Source organism: Cellulosimicrobium cellulans (genome assembly GCF_016907755.1).
GTDB lineage: Bacteria > Actinomycetota > Actinomycetes > Actinomycetales > Cellulomonadaceae > Cellulosimicrobium > Cellulosimicrobium cellulans_D.
Map to the genome: position 1 here is coordinate 4,297,732 of NZ_JAFBCN010000001.1, position 15,062 is coordinate 4,312,793.

A 15,062-nucleotide genomic window follows, 5' to 3' on the forward strand; every position below is an offset into this window, starting at 1 on the left:
TGTCTCGTTGCGTGTGTCGTGCTGCGCCGGGCCGGCCGCGCCGCGGGGCCCGTCGCCCATCCTGCTAGGTCGTGGGCCGCGCCGTCGAGTCGCTTCCGGTCCTCGGTCGGTCGGTCGTGCCCACGCTCCCGTCCTGCCGGCCCGACCCCGCCGCTCCGGCACGGGACCAGGCGGCGGCGACCCGCACGGCGTCGGCCGACGCGCGGACGGCGTGGACCCGCACGCACCACGCGCCCGCGGCGGCGGCCAGCGTCGTGATCGCGGCGGTCGCGTCGTCGCGCAGCAGGGGCGGCACGGGCTGCCCGTCGGACCGCGCGAGGAGGTGCCCCAGGAACCGCTTGCGGGACGCGCCGACGAGCACCGGCAGTCCCAGCTCCTCGAGCTCGCCGAGCCGGGCGAGCAGGGGCCAGTTGGACGACCCGGCCTTCGAGAACCCGAGGCCCGGGTCGAGGACGACCTGGTCGCGCCGCACCCCGGCCGCCATGAGCGTCTCGACGCGTGCCGCGAGCTCGTCGCGCACGTCCGTGACGACGTCGTCGTAGTCCTCGAGGTCGTCCATGACGTCGGCGTGACCGCGCCAGTGCATGCACACGTACGCGACCCCGGTGCGCGCGACGACGTCGGCCATCGCCGGGTCCGCGAGCCCGCCCGAGACGTCGTTGACGATCCGGGCGCCCGCCGCGACCGCCCGCTCGGCGACCACGGCGCGCGTCGTGTCGACGCTGACGACCGCGCCCTCCGCGGCGAGCGCGGAGATCACGGGCAGCACACGGGCGAGCTCCGCCTCGACCGGGACGCGGCCCGCGCCGGGCCGGGTCGACTCGCCGCCAACGTCGAGGACGTCCGCGCCCTCGCCCAGCAGCTCGCGCCCGTGCGCGACCGCAGCGGCGGGCTCGTACCACTCGCCGCCGTCGGAGAACGAGTCCGGCGTGACGTTGACGACGCCCATGACGAGCGTCCGGCCGACGTCGGCCAGGTCCTCGAGCCCGGCGACCACGAAGCGGTCCACGGGACTAGCGCCCCAGGATGAGGCTCATCGCCTCGGCGCGCGTCGCGCCGTCGCGCATCTGGCCGCGCACCGCCGACGTCACCGTGCGCGACCCCGGCTTGCGCACGCCGCGCATCGACATGCACAGGTGCTCGCACTCGACGACGACGATCGCTCCGCGCGGCTGGAGGTGCTCCACGAGCGCGTCGGCGATCTGCGACGTGAGGCGCTCCTGGACCTGCGGACGGCGCGCGTAGACCTCGACGAGGCGCGCGAGCTTCGACAGGCCGGTGATGCGCCCGTCGACGTTGGGGATGTAGCCGATGTGCGCGACGCCGTGGAACGGCACCAGGTGGTGCTCGCACGTCGAGTACACCTCGATGTCCTTGACGAGCACCATCTCCTCGTGGCCGAGGTCGAAGGTCGTCGTGAGGACGTCCGCCGCCTCCTGCCGCAGGCCCGCGAAGATCTCGCGGTAGGCGCGCGCCACGCGGGCCGGCGTCTCGCGCAGCCCCTCGCGGTCCGGGTCCTCCCCCACCGCGAGCAGCAGCTCGCGGACGGCGGCCTCGGCACGCTCCTGGTCGTACGGCGGCACGTCCGCGGGGGCGCGCAGGTCCTCCGCCGAGCGGGCGCGCGTGATCGCGCCCTGAGCTCCGTCCGTGCCGGCGGGGCTGCCCATCAGCCCTGCCCCGGCTCGCGCACGTCGCTGACCTCGAGGCCGTCCTCGCCGCGACCGAGCGCCCGGTCGAGCGGGCTGTCTGCGGGGACCTCACCGATGCGCTCGGGCGGCAGCTCGTCGTTCGCGGCGGCGGCCTCGTCCTGCGGGATCACCGGGGCGCCGTTCTGCACCGCCTTCTCGGCGTCCGTGAGGACGGGTCCACGCTGCGACACGGAGCGCTGCTCGCTCGAGAGCCACACGTCGCGCGCGTCGCGCTTGACGACGGGCTCGAAGACCCGAGCGAGCTCCGCCTGGTTGAGCGTCTCCTTCTCCAGGAGCTCGAGGACGAGCGCGTCGAGCACGTCGCGGTACTGCGTGAGCACCTCCCACGCCTCGTCGTGCGCGGCCTCGACGAGCTTGCGCACCTCGTGGTCGACGGTGCCCGCGACGGACTCGGAGTAGTCGCGCGTGTGGCCCATGTCGCGACCCATGAAGGGCTCGCCCGAGCCGGTGCCCAGCTTGATCGCGCCGACGCGCTCGCTCATGCCGTACTCGGTGACCATCTTCTTGGCGATCGCCGTGGCCTTCTCGATGTCGTTCGAGGCGCCCGTCGTCGGGTCGTGGAAGACGAGCTCCTCGGCGACGCGCCCGCCCATGGCGTACGCGAGCTGGTCGAGCAGCTCGTTGCGCGTCGTGGAGTACTTGTCCTCGGTCGGCATGACCATCGTGTACCCGAGCGCGCGGCCGCGCGGCAGGATCGTCACCTTGGTGACGGGGTCCGTGTAGCGCATCGCCGCGGCGACGAGGGCGTGGCCGCCCTCGTGGTACGCCGTGATCTTCTGCTCCTTGACGTTCATGACGCGGGTGCGCTTCTGCGGGCCGGCCACGACGCGGTCGATCGCCTCGTCGAGCGCGCGGTCGTCGATGAGCTGCGCGCCGCTGCGCGCCGTGAGGAGCGCGGCCTCGTTGAGCACGTTCGCGAGGTCGGCCCCCGTGAAGCCCGGCGTGCGGCGCGCGACGGCGGAGAGGTCGATCTCGGGGACGATCGGCTTGCCCTGCGCGTGCACGCGCAGGATCGCCTCGCGGCCCTTGAGGTCGGGCGCCTCGACGGCGACCTGGCGGTCGAAGCGGCCCGGACGCAGGAGCGCCGGGTCGAGGATGTCGGGGCGGTTCGTCGCCGCGATGAGGATGACGTTCGTCTTGACGTCGAAGCCGTCCATCTCGACGAGGAGCTGGTTGAGCGTCTGCTCGCGCTCGTCGTGCCCGCCGCCCATGCCGGCGCCGCGGTGGCGGCCGACGGCGTCGATCTCGTCGACGAAGATGATCGCGGGCGAGTTCTCCTTGGCCTGGGTGAACAGGTCGCGGACGCGGCTCGCGCCGACGCCGACGAACATCTCGACGAAGTCGGAACCGGAGATCGAGTAGAACGGCACGCCGGCCTCCCCGGCGACGGCGCGCGCGAGCAGCGTCTTGCCCGTCCCGGGCGGGCCGTAGAGCAGCACGCCCTTGGGGATCTTGGCCCCGACCGCCTGGAACTTGTCCGGCTCCGCGAGGAACTCCTTGATCTCGTGGAGCTCCTCGACGGCCTCGTCGGCGCCCGCGACGTCGGCGAACGTCACCTGCGGGGTGTCCTTGGAGACGAGCTTGGCGCGCGACTTGCCGAAGCCCATGACGCGCGAGCCGCCGCCCTGCATGCGCGAGAGCAGGAACCAGAACAGCACGCCGATGATGAGGAACGGGATGAGCAGCCCGAGCAGCGAGGACCAGAACGACGGCTGCGCGACCTCGGAGTTGTACCCGTCCTTCGGCTCCGCCTGGACGACCGCGTCGACCACGGCCTCGCCCTGGGGCTGGACGTAGTAGAACTCGACGTTCTTGCCCTTGTTCTCCTCGGTGTCCGTGCCCTCGTCGACCACGTAGTCCTTGGACAGCGTGAGGCGTACGCGCTGGTCGCCGTCCACGATGAGGGCCTGCTCGACCGTGTCGCCCGAGAGCAGCTCGAGGCCCTGGGACGTGTCGATGCGCTGGACGGTCGGGCGCGACAACGTCGCGAACGCGATCCACAGGATCACGAGGCCCAGGACGATCCAGACGATCGGCCCACTGAGAATCTTCTTGATGTTCATCGGCGACGGGGCGTGCGCCCCGGATCCCTCCGCTCGCGCAAGTGTTCGGGCTCGAAACTACACTCTGGACCTTGACGCCTGCTGGGGATCACGCCTCTGTTCGCCCAGGGCGTGGCCCACGTCGCCTGGGCGTGGGCGGCACGCCGCCCGGGCGCGGGCGGTCTCGCGCCCCCGGTGACCGGGGGTGCGCCCGCCTCCCGCTCAGCTCGAGTACACGTGCGGCGCGAGCGTCCCGACGAACGGCAGGTTGCGGTACTTCTCCGCGTAGTCGAGGCCGTAGCCGACGACGAACTCGTTCGGGATGTCGAACCCGACGTACCGGACGTCGACGTCGGTCTTCGCGGCGTCGGGCTTGCGCAGCATCGCCGCGATCTCGACCGACGCCGGCCCGCGCGAGCGCAGGTTCGACAGGAGCCACGAGAGCGTGAGGCCCGAGTCGATGATGTCCTCGACGATCAGCACGTTGCGGCCCGTGAGGTCCGCGTCGAGGTCCTTGAGGATGCGCACGACGCCCGAGGACTTGGTGCCCGACCCGTACGACGAGACGGCCATCCAGTCCATCTCGACATGGCTGTGCAGGCGCCGCGCGAGGTCCGCCATGACCATGACGGCGCCCTTGAGGACGCCGACGAGCAGGAGGTCCTTGCCCGCGTAGTCGCGGTCGATCTGCGCCGCGATCTCGTCGAGCCGCGCTCCGAGCTGCTCCTCGGTGAGCAGGATGTTCTCGAGGTCGCCTGCGACGTCCGATGCTTCCACGGGGGTCACTCCTGAGGTCTGGGGGTGGTGAGGGTGGTGAGGGTGCTGAGAGCCTGCGGGGGGATGCTTCGCCGGGGCGTCGTCTCGCGGCCCAGGGAAAGCCTGCCACACGCGCGCGCGGCCCTCAGGTCGCCGGGCAGGTGCACGGGCCCCTGGCCCCGCCACGCCGTGACGAGCGCGTCGAGCGCGTCGACGTGGACGGCGAACAGGTCGCTCGCGGGGCAGCCCGCGCGCAGCGCCGCGGCCCGCAGGGCACGACGGCGCAGGGCCGGGTGCACGGACGCGAGCACCTCGGCGTCGAGCACCACGCTCTCGGCACCCGACGCCGCGGGCCCGCCGACCGGGCCACGCCCGCCGTCGTCCGAGGACTCCACGAGGGCCGTCGCGAGGGTGTCCGCGGCGAGCGCGTCGAGCAGGTCGGCGTCGTCGCGGAGCAGGTCCGCGGTCCGCGCGAGCGCCGGCACCGCCCCGGGCCCGAGCACGTCGACGAGCGCGGGCACGACGCGCGCGCGCACCTGCGAGCGCAGGGGCAGCGCCGCAGCGCCGGGCGGCCCCGGGGCGTCACCCGACGGCGCCGGTCCGTTCGTGGGGTCGTCCCACCACGCGAGCCCGAGCGTCCGGCACACGGCCTCGGTGTCCGCGCGCCGCAGCGCGAGGAACGGGCGCCGGTGGAAGCCGCGACGGGGCGCCATCCCGGCGAGCGAGCGGGCACCGGCCCCGCGGGCGAGCCCGAGCAGCACCGTCTCCGCCTGGTCGTCGAGCGTGTGCCCCAGGAGCACCGCGGCCGCACCGTGCTCGACCGCCACCGCGTCCAGCGCGGCGTACCGGGCCGTGCGCGCCGAAGCCTCCGGGCCGTCGCCCGACGCCGGCACGACGACGCGACGCACCTCGACCGGGTCGAGCCCCAGCCCGCGGCAGCGCTCCGCGGCGTCCGCCGCGACGCCCGCGCTGCCCGCCTGGAGACCGTGGTCCACGACGACGGCGCCCGCGCGCAGCCCGAGCCGGGGCGCGACGAACGCCGTGGCGGCCGCGAGCGCCGTCGAGTCGGCGCCACCCGAGCACGCCACGAGCACGAGGGACCCGGGGTCCAGGTCCTCGAGCGCGCCGCGCACGCCCCGGCGGACGGCGGCGACGACGGGTGCCGGCCCGCCCACCGGCTCAGCCGTGGACGCGGCGCACCCAGGCGCGCGCGTCGGCGATCTCGCGGGCGGTCGGCAGGTTCTCGGGCGCCGCCCACACGGCGTTGAACCCGTCGCGCCCGACCTCCTTCTCGACCGCGCGCACGAACGCCGCGCCGTCGCGGTACTGCGCGATCTTGGCGTCCATGCCGAGCACCCGACGGAGCACGACGTCGAACCCGGAGCGCCCCTCGCCGTCGCGCCGGGCCTCGAACTTGCGACGGATGCTGCGCACCGTGCGCACGGTGCGCGGCCCGACGGCGTCCATCGCCACGTCGGCGTGCCCCTCCAGCAGGGCCATGACGGCCGTGACGTCGGCGAGGCGGTCCTGCTCCTCGGGCGTGAGGAGGCCGTCGACGAAGGTCCCGTCCTCGCCACGCACGGCGTGGAGGACCGCGCGCCCCACGGTGGCGAGCTTCTCGCGCAGCCGCGCCTCGGCGAGCCGGCGCGACGACGCGGAGAGCTCGGTGAGCAGCGCGCTCGCCCGCGCGCGCAGGTGGTCCGCGAGCCACGGCGCGGCGGCGAACTGGAGCGCGTGGGTCTGCTCGTGCAGGCAGACCCAGAGGCGGAAGTCGGCCGGCTTGAGGTCCAGGGCGCGCTCGACCTGCAGGACGTTCGGCGCCACCAGCACGAGCCGCCCGGGCGAGCCGGTGGCCGCGGGCGCCGGACCGCCGTCGGGCACGACGCCGGTCGCGGCCGCAGGCGCGGTGCCGCCCAGCCCGCTGTACGGGTCGAACTGCCCCAGGACGCGGCTGGAGAGGACCGCGAGGACGGACCCGACCTGGGCGGCCCCGACGAGCGCCGTCGCCTGCGGGACGCGCCCGCGCTCGCCGACGAGCGCGTCGGCCACGCCGTCGGTGAGCGACGCCATGATCTCGGTGTTGGCGCGCGCCCAGCGCGCGCGGTCCACCACGTACACCGTGCCCAGTCCGGTCGTCGGCCCGGTCGACGGACCGCCCGCGGCGGGACTCATGCGCGTCACGTCGAGCACGTGGGGCACGGCGGCCTCCGCCGCGGTGCGCAGCCCCTCGACGAGGTCGGCGAGCTCGTCGCGCGACGCCTGCGGGCCCGGGCGCGCGAGCCGCCCGGCGATCTGCGCGGCGGCCGACCAGTCGACGATCGACGCGTCGCCGCGTGACGGGTCGCTGCCCGAACGGCCGTCCTGCTCGACGAGTGTCACCGTCTCACCGTATCCCGGGACCGGGAGTCGCGTGAGGGGCAGGGATATACTTCTGGGATATACGCACGGAGGAGGGGCCTGATGGTTCGCACGACGGTGTTCCGCAGCAACCGGACGCAGGCGGTCCGTCTGCCCAAGGCGGTCGCGCTGCCCGACGACGTCCGGGAGGTGGAGGTCCGGGCCGTCGGCAGGTCCCGAGTGATCACCCCGGCAGGATCCGGGTGGGACGAGTGGTTCGACCACGGTCTCCGCACCACCGCTCACTTCCTCCCCGACCGTGACCAGGGGACCGCCGAGGAGCGCGACGCGCTGTGAGCACGCTCTACCTCCTGGACACCAACGTCCTCGTGGCGCTGCTCCGCGGGAACGGCTCGTCGGCGCGCCCCAGGCTGCGGGAGGCGGAGGGGCGCGTCGCGGTCTCGACGGTGAGCGAGATGGAGCTCGAGTACGGCATCGAGAGGTCTAGCGACCCGCATCGCAACCGTCAGGCCGTCGACGAGCTGCTGTCTCTCGTGGACGTGCTCCCCTTCGACGGTCTCGCGGCGATGCACGCCGGACGCGTCCGCGCCCTCCTCGCCGCCCGCGGCACGCCCATCGGGCCCTACGACGCCCTCCTCGCCGGGCACGCCCGGTCGCTCGGTCTCGTCATGGTGACGAACAACGTCCGCGAGTTCTCCCGCGTCCCCGGTCTCGAGGTCGAGGACTGGCTCACGGGAGCATCAGACGAACCGTGAGCGACACCGTTCAGGCGGTGCAGCCGCACTCCGCGAGCGACGCGACGAAGTCGTCGAAGATGAGGCGCGCGCCGTACGTGCCGCCGACGGGGACGGCGTCGGCCATGAGGGAGAACACGAGGAGGCGGTCGTCGGCCGTGACGACCGTGCCCGCGAGGGAGGTGACGTTCGGGAGGCTGCCGGTCTTGGCGCGCACGACGCCGCGGCCCGCGTTCTCGAGGTAGCGCTCGCCGAGCGTCCCGGACAGCCCCGCGACCGGCAGCCCGACCGCGCCGGGCCGCAGCGAGGGGTGCGCCGGGTCCGCGAGCAGGCCGACGACCTCGTCGAGCTGCGCGGGCGTGACGACCGAGCCGTCGCCGAGGCCCGAGAGGTCGGCGAGGGACGCGCCCGTGAGGTCCACCCCGAGCCCTTCGACGGCCGACCGGACGGCCTGCGTCGCGCCCGCTCCGGAGCCGGGCAGCCCCGCGTCGATCGCGACGACGCGGCCCACGACCTCCGTGATGGTGTTGTCGGAGTGCTGCAGCAGGTACGCGACGACCTCGCTCAGCGGCGCGGACTCCACCGCGCCGACCGTGCGGCCGTCGACGGGTGCCGGTGCGCGCACCACGTCGCCCGCCACCGTGACCCCCTGCTCGGCGAGCGCGGCGACGAACGCGTCGGCGGCGGCCATCGCCGGGTCCTCGGCGCGCGGCGCGTACTCCTCGTCCGCGAGCCGCGCGATGTCGACGGCGAGCGCCGCGACGGGCGCGACGTAGCCGTTGCGCACGCTCGCCGGGTCGACCGTGGGCGCGACGGCGGCGCCCGTGAAGAGCGTGTCGTCGAGGCGGAGCGCGACCGTCGTGCGGCCCGTCAGACGGAGCTCGCCCGCGACCTGCGCGGCGAGGTCGCCGAGGCCCGCCCGGCCGTTGACCGCCGTCGGGTCCCCGGCGCCCGCGGCGAGCATCATGTCGCCGCCGCCCACGAGGTACACGGTCTCCTGACCCTCGAGGACGGCGCGGGTCGGGAGGGTCGCGTGCGCGCCGGGCGACGTGAGGGCGGCCGCCGCGGTGAGGGTCTTGAGGGTCGACGCCGGGACGTGACCCACGGTGTCGCCGCTCGCCCCGAGCACGTCGCCCGTGGCGGCGTCGGTCACGAGGACGCCGACGCGCGGGCCGAGCCGCGTGTCGGCCGCGAGCGCGTCCGCGAGGTCCTGCACGCTCGCCGTGGCCGGGACCGGGGCCGCGGCGTCGAGGGGCGGCAGCCCGACCTCGAGCGGGGGCGCCGCGACGGCGCCCGGCGCGTCGGGGAACGGGTTCGGCTCCGGGTACGGCGCCGCGGTGGTGAGCACGCCGGGCACGGCGTCGTACGCGTCCGCCACGACGTACCCGCCCGCGAGGACGAGCACGACACCGACGGCCACGCCCGCCCGCGCGCCCCAGCCCATGCGTCTCCCCCGGATCCGTCCGTCCGCCGCGTCCGCGCGCGCCTGCTCGGCACCGGCGGGCACCGGCGCCTCCACCGGGACGTCGGGTGCGGGCACGTGCGCATTATCACTCAGCCCGGGCGACCGTGAGGCCTGTGGAAACCCTCCCGCGCGGACCGCACGTGTCACACTAGTTCCCGCACGACGGCGTGGTCCGTCGTCCACAGACCCAGCCACCGCCCGAGCGTCGCGGTGCCGGTACGACTGGAGGAAGCAGTGGAGTTCGACGTCACGATCGAGATCCCCAAGGGGCAGCGCAACAAGTACGAGGTGGACCACGCGACCGGTCGCATCCGCCTCGACCGCATGCTCTTCACCTCGACGCGTTACCCCGACGACTACGGGTTCATCGAGGGGACGCTCGGCGAGGACGGCGACCCGCTAGACGCGCTCGTCCTGCTCGAGGAGCCCACGTTCCCCGGCTGCCTGATCCGCTGCCGTGCGCTCGGCATGTTCCGCATGCGCGACGAGGCCGGCGGCGACGACAAGGTCCTGTGCGTCCCGACGGGCGACCAGCGCGCCGCGTGGCGCCAGGACATCGACGACGTCTCCGACTTCCACCGCCTGGAGATCCAGCACTTCTTCGAGGTCTACAAGGACCTCGAGCCGGGCAAGTCCGTCGAGGGCGCCCACTGGGTCGGCCGCACGGACGCCGAGGCCGAGATCGAGCGCTCGCTGCAGCGCGCCATCGACTCCGGGTACCACACGCCGGGCCACTGACGCCCGGTCGCAGGACCCAGCACGACGACGGCCGCCCACCTCGCACGAGGTGGGCGGCCGTCGTCGTCGGTCACGGGCAGGGGAGGAGCGCCGCTACCCCAGGCCCGAGGAGCGACTCGTCGCCGTGCAACCGGAGCACGCCCCCGTCGCCCAGCGTCTCGTAGGCGGAGGCCAGACGACGAGGGACGCAGTCGGAGGGCAGGACGACGACGCTCGCGCCCAGATGCATGCCCGCGGTCAGGGCGGGCAGCGCGTCCGCCGACGCGGTCGGCACCCCGATGATGTCTCCCAGGTGCGGCTCCACCGCGGTCAACGAGGTCTCGTGGACGTCCCGACCTGTGATCCGGCGCTCGACGGTGGCACTGGTGCGCGCCGTGAGGTCGTCGAGGAAGGCCTGCCCGATCGCCTCCTCGTCGCCGACGACGACGATCGAGCGCGTGGTGGCCGTGCGCAGACGATCGACGAGCTCCCCGCGCGCGGTCCGTGCGGACCCGTCGACCAGGATCACCGGGACCGACCAAGAGCGGGCTCGGCCCTCGATCCCGGCGAGGGCAGAGGCCACCAGAGCGTCGCCCGGCGCGTCGACCGACGCGAGGACCACCCGATCGGAGAGCCCCACCGAGCTGGCCACCGCGAGAGACGCAGCCTCCGGGTCCGGCCCTGACACACGCCGCGCGCCCCAGACGAGCGCTCGAAGCTCGTTCAGCACGGCGTCGGAGACCTCGTCCGTCCCGCCCACGACGACGACGTGCGACGCGCCGAGCCGCACGATCTCGTCCCGGACGACCGCGGGGAGGGAGTCGCGCGGGACGGCGAAGAGCGGGCCCGGGTACGCCGAGGCAGCCGCCGGCGCGCTGAGAGCGGCCGCGGTCGGTCGCTCTCCGACCACGTGGACGACGCGGGCGCCGTGGGGGAAGTACCTACGGGAGACCGCGACGGCGTCGGAGTAGCGGTCGCCGAGGGAGTAGCGCTCCACGATCGTGGGGATCCGGGGCGACGGGACGGCACCCGCACGAGGATCGAGGACCGCTCGCCCGCTCCCGCACTGCTCGAGGCGCTCGACGGGAGGCCCGAGCGCGCCCTTCCCGCCGAGCAGTGTGAGCCGTGACGTGCCGAGCGTCCGTAGGGACCCGACGACCGGACCGCTCAGGCACGTAGGCGGCGTGACGAGGAGGGGCGCGTCGGCGGCCCCGGCGTGCACCGCGCCGCTCAGCGCGTCGGCGAACTCCGTGCCGGTCGCGACGAAGGCGCGCGGGGCCTCGGCAAAGCCCCACGTGCCGAGCAGGGCTGAGGTCTCGTAGCGGTTCTTGCCCCCGACCCTACCAACGGCCCCGTAGCGCTTCAGCAAGAGCTCGTCCTCGATCGCCTGGCTCAGCACCCCGGTGCCCCCCACCAGGACGACCCTGGTCACGTGGTTGCCGACGAGCACGCCCTCTGCGGCGTCGGTCAGGGGCGCCTCACCGTCCACGAGGAGCACGAACCCGCCGTTCGCCCCTGCGACCGCAGCGGCAGAGAGCGCGTCCGCGAACCCTCGCCCCGTCGCGAGGAACGCGACGCGGGAGTAGCCAGGATCGGAGATCGCCGCCCCGAAGGCGTCGAAGACGACGGCTCGAGACGTCTCGTAGCGATCCCGGCCGGACACCCGGTCGATCGGCGCGATCCCGTCGAGCTGCAGCTGGACGCGCTGCGTCACGGCGCCGTACCCCCCCACGATGACGATCCGTCCTGGGCGAAGCCGGCGCACCTCCTCCACGACGCTGCCGGGCGCCTGCCCAGGAGGTGTCAGCAGCAGCGGGCCGCCTCGGTAGGCCGCGGCCGGCGCCGCGCTGAGCGCGTCGGCATACGACAGGCCGCTCGCCACGTAGACGACCGGCACGCCCGGGGCGTGCTGCTGCGAGACGCGCAGAGCCGTCTCGTAGCGGTCAGCACCTGCCAGCCGGTCGACCGCGACGGTCGCGGGCTGCTGGGCCGCGACCGCCGGGGGGACCGGCGTCGTGCCCGTCGACGGCGCAGCGAGCAGCGACACGAGAAGCGCCGTCACGGTGAGCACCGCACCCATCCGCCATGGGCCGGACCGACGGCCGCTCACGCGCACGGCTCCAGCGCGGCCACGGCGGGCGACAGCACGCCCGTCCCGCCGAGCAGGCGCACGAGCGGCACCTCGGTGTCGCGGAGGGCGTCCAGCGTCCTGCCCGGCACGCAGGCGGAGGGCACGACGTACAGCGGCTCGCGCCGGAGACCGGCCGCCGCCGCGCCGGCGAGGGCGTCGGGGAAGTCGGAGCCCGTCGCGAGATTGGCGGCCGGGGGCGACCAGACACGCTGGTCGTGCCAGCCGCCGAAGTACGCGTCGTTGATCGCCACCGCCGTCGAGTAGCGATCCGGTCCGCCCAGGCGCTCCGTCCCGACGACTCCGGGAACCTGGCGGAGGGCTCGCTCCAGCGACGGGCTCACGGCACCCGAGCCGCCGACGACGGTCACTCCCCGGACACCGTGCGTCTGGAGCGCCTGCCCGACCAGGGGGTCGAGGGTCGTCGCGTTCCCCGAGACGAGGATCACCGGGACCCCCGCCGCTCCGGCCGCCGCCCCGGCCGCCAGCGCGTCGGGGAACGACCTCCCGTCCGCGACGACCACACCACCGACCTGCGTCCCGAACGCGTGCTCGGCAACCCGTAGCGACGTCTGGTACCGGTCCCGTCCCGAGGACCGCCAGACGACGGGCGCGAGCGTCCTCGCCCGAGTCTCGACCGCCTCGGACACGGCCCCGGTCCCGCCGACGATCATGATCCGCCGCGGCGCAAGCCTCCGGATCTCCGCCTCGACCTCGGCGGGGATCCCGTCACGACGCGTCAGCAAGAGCGCGCCGCCGCCCGCCGCGGCAGCCGGCGCGGCGGAGAGGGCGTCGGCGAACGTCTCCCCGGACGCGAGGTACAGCACGGGGATGTCCGGGTCGAGCCCGCTCGTCGCCGCGACCGCCGTCGCGTAGCGATCCTTGCCCTGCAGGCGGTCGACCGAGGAGCTCGACGCGGTGGTCGACGGCGACGTCGACCGCGCCCCGACGGCGACGTCGGCTGTCACCGAGAGCGGCGCGACCCCGGGCGCCCCGAGATAGACGGCCTGCACGGAGCGTCCCTGCGCCTCGGGCGCCACCGGCCAGGCTCGCACGACGGCGGTCCCGTCACGCAGCGGCACGACGGCGACGGTCCGGCCGTCGACGACGAACGCCACGTCGCCCTCCGCAGCCGCACCGCCCGTGCGCACGTCCGCGGCCAGCGGGATCGCGTCGCCCGCCGGCCAGCGCGAGGGAGCCGACAGCTCGACGTCCGCGCGCTCCCCGACGACGGCGGCCGTGGTGTCCCCGCCCGCGGACACCGCAGAGAACGGAGTGCCCGCTGGCACGCCCTCGAGCGAGGCCTGGCCCGAGTCGTCACGGCCCCAGGCGACGACCGAGCCGTCGGAGACGAGGGCGACGGCGTGGTCGCGCCCGGCGTCGACGGCGACGAACCGCTCCCCCGACGGTGGCGCGGGGGGCGTGGCCTGCCCGTAGGTGTTCCTGCCCCAGCCCACGATCGTCCCGTCCGACAGCAGCGCGAGGGAGAACCCGTCGCCCGCGGCGACCCGGACGAACTTCTGGCCCGTCGGCGGCGCTTGCGCAGCAGTGGCGCCGTCCGCCGGGTCTCCCCACCCGGCCACCGTCCCGTCGGCCCGCGCCAGGAGCGCGTGCCGGGCGCCGAGCGACACGTCGACGGTGGGCACCCGGTCCGGCTGCTCCGGGAGCGGTAGCCACGAGGACGCCGACGGGCCGTGGACGAATACGGCTCCCTTGTCCGTCGCCCCCTCGCTCGACAGCAGCAGCGAGACGCCGTCTCCGGCCTCGACCTTGGTGTCGCCGATCGACAGAGGGTTGTTGCCGCGGACATTCTGGACGGAGAGATACGTCGTCGCGGCGTGGCCGGCGGCCTCCGTGACGTAGGCGGCGTGCGTCTCGCCTGCCGATATCTCGGTGACTCGGCCTCCTCGCCACGGTTTGATGCTGCTTCCGCCCGCCTTGTCGTCCCCGTAGCCCGTGGCGCCGCCGTCCGACCGAGCGAGTACGACCTGGCGCGAGCTGACGCTGACGTCGGTGTAGCGCACGCCGGGCGGCAACGGCCTCGGCAGCTCACCACCGGGTTGCTCGCCCCAGACGTAGACACCTGCCTCGCCCTGACTGAGAGGGACGCTGGGGACGCGCTCACGCGTCGCGGGGAGGTGAGGTGCGACGAGTCCGGCGATGAACGACGGGATCGCCCAGTCGAGCGGGGGCACGGCTGCTGCCACGTAAAAGTGGTCCGCCGGTGGGAGCACGGATGGCGTCTCGGCGGGGGCTAGAGCGCCCCACTGTGCGAGGGTGCCATCCTCGAGCACGGCGACGGCTCGATCCTGCCCCACTGCCAACGACGTAGCGGTCGGGCCGGCCGGCGGTGCAGAGATGAGATCCGAGCACGCGCGGACCACGAGCTCGCCGTCCGCGCGGAGTGCGACCGTCGCGTCCCACCCGGCGGCCAGCTCGACGTAGGGCGCATCGACCGGCGCGACCGGCAGGTCGAGCTCACCGCACGCCCCGCTGCCCCAACCGACGACCCGTCCGTCGGACCGCAGCGCGACGTTGTGGAAGTAGCCTGCCTTGGCGTCCACGTAGCGAACACCCTCGGGAAGCGCCGGGACGTCGACCCGCGCGGCCGCACCCCAGGCGACGACGGCACCATCGCTGCGAAGAGCAACCGAGCCCACTCCGTGCGCGTCGATCTGCGTGTACCAGACCCCGGCTGGCAGCGGCGGGATCTCGACGTCCGCAGGGTACTTCCCGGAACCGACGAGGTTGCCGTCCGATCGGAGGAAGAGAGACCAGTTCGCTCCCGCGGCGACGTCGACGTAGCGCAGCCCCTCCGGAAGCGCGGGGATGTCCCGCACGCCTTCGTCGCGTCCCCACGCTACGGCTTGCCCGTCGCTGCGCAGCGCCAGGACGAACTGGCCTCCGGCATCGACGTCGACGTAGTCGAGCCCTTCGGGTAGCGGTGGAACGTCGAGCTCCCCGTGCTCGAGCTTCGTCGGGTCGCCCGTCACCACGATCTTCCCGCCAGAGATCTGAGGTACCCCCAGGACCTCGGCGAGCGCAGGAACGGCGACGGCCGTCGCGGGCATGGGCACCCCCGCGACAAGGAGTGCGACTCCGAGTCCGACTGCGACCAGTCGGCGTCTCCGTACGGAAGTCCTCTTTGTTGCG

The 15,062-nt window shown here is 74.4% G+C and carries 12 protein-coding genes; 3 read left to right on the forward strand and 9 right to left on the reverse strand.

Translation table 11 applies throughout. The annotated features are described in order from the left end of the window. Positions 1-64: 64 nt before the first annotated feature. The 6 genes from folP to JOE63_RS18585 all read right to left on the reverse strand — a co-directional run bounded on the left by folP (position 65) and on the right by JOE63_RS18585 (position 6,886). Entirely contained in the window at positions 65-949 is an 885-nt protein-coding gene (gene folP, locus JOE63_RS18560; RefSeq protein WP_087472530.1) for a dihydropteroate synthase, read from the reverse strand. 64 nt (positions 950-1,013) lie between these two features. Further along, positions 1,014-1,667, reverse strand: coding sequence for a GTP cyclohydrolase I FolE (gene folE / locus JOE63_RS18565; RefSeq protein WP_239576758.1), 654 nt, complete (start codon positions 1,665-1,667; stop codon positions 1,014-1,016). Continuing rightward, entirely contained in the window at positions 1,667-3,772 is a 2,106-nt protein-coding gene (gene ftsH, locus JOE63_RS18570) for an ATP-dependent zinc metalloprotease FtsH (protein WP_204542962.1), read from the reverse strand. The genes folE and ftsH overlap by 1 nt, the downstream gene beginning before the upstream one ends. A 201-nt stretch (positions 3,773-3,973) precedes the next feature. Next, positions 3,974-4,528 (reverse strand): hypoxanthine phosphoribosyltransferase, encoded by a 555-nt coding sequence (hpt, locus tag JOE63_RS18575; protein ID WP_047233909.1) that lies wholly within the window; start codon positions 4,526-4,528, stop codon positions 3,974-3,976. 5 nt (positions 4,529-4,533) lie between these two features. Next, complete coding sequence (gene tilS, locus JOE63_RS18580; protein ID WP_204542965.1) at positions 4,534-5,682, reverse strand: tRNA lysidine(34) synthetase TilS; 1,149 nt, start codon at positions 5,680-5,682, stop codon at positions 4,534-4,536. A gap of 4 nt (positions 5,683-5,686) precedes the next feature. Further along, positions 5,687-6,886 carry a zinc-dependent metalloprotease gene (locus JOE63_RS18585; protein WP_307840221.1) on the reverse strand — a complete coding sequence of 400 codons (1,200 nt, stop codon included), beginning with the start codon at positions 6,884-6,886 and terminating at the stop codon, positions 5,687-5,689. An 81-nt stretch (positions 6,887-6,967) separates the two neighbouring features. On the opposite strand from JOE63_RS18585, the gene vapB reads away from it, so the two are divergent. After that, positions 6,968-7,201, forward strand: coding sequence for a type II toxin-antitoxin system VapB family antitoxin (vapB, locus tag JOE63_RS18590; protein ID WP_204542967.1), 234 nt, complete (start codon positions 6,968-6,970; stop codon positions 7,199-7,201). After that, complete coding sequence (locus JOE63_RS18595; RefSeq protein WP_204542968.1) at positions 7,198-7,620, forward strand: type II toxin-antitoxin system VapC family toxin; 423 nt, start codon at positions 7,198-7,200, stop codon at positions 7,618-7,620. Before vapB ends, JOE63_RS18595 begins: the two co-directional genes overlap by 4 nt. Before the next feature lie 10 nt (positions 7,621-7,630). On the opposite strand, the gene dacB is transcribed toward JOE63_RS18595, so the two are convergent. Further along, on the reverse strand, positions 7,631-9,139 hold the full coding sequence (gene dacB, locus JOE63_RS18600) for a D-alanyl-D-alanine carboxypeptidase/D-alanyl-D-alanine endopeptidase (RefSeq protein WP_307840222.1): 1,509 nt from the start codon (positions 9,137-9,139) through the stop codon (positions 7,631-7,633). 159 nt (positions 9,140-9,298) lie between these two features. On the opposite strand from dacB, the gene JOE63_RS18605 reads away from it, so the two are divergent. Continuing rightward, entirely contained in the window at positions 9,299-9,802 is a 504-nt protein-coding gene (locus tag JOE63_RS18605) for an inorganic diphosphatase (protein WP_087469863.1), read from the forward strand. A gap of 70 nt (positions 9,803-9,872) precedes the next feature. Here the strand turns inward: JOE63_RS18605 and JOE63_RS18610 are convergent, their stop codons facing one another. Both JOE63_RS18610 and JOE63_RS18615 read right to left on the reverse strand, forming a co-directional pair. Then, positions 9,873-11,843 (reverse strand): cell wall-binding repeat-containing protein, encoded by a 1,971-nt coding sequence (locus tag JOE63_RS18610; protein WP_167551006.1) that lies wholly within the window; start codon positions 11,841-11,843, stop codon positions 9,873-9,875. 44 nt (positions 11,844-11,887) lie between these two features. Next, entirely contained in the window at positions 11,888-14,980 is a 3,093-nt protein-coding gene (locus JOE63_RS18615; RefSeq protein ID WP_204542978.1) for a cell wall-binding repeat-containing protein, read from the reverse strand. Between the last annotated feature and the right edge of the window lie 82 nt (positions 14,981-15,062).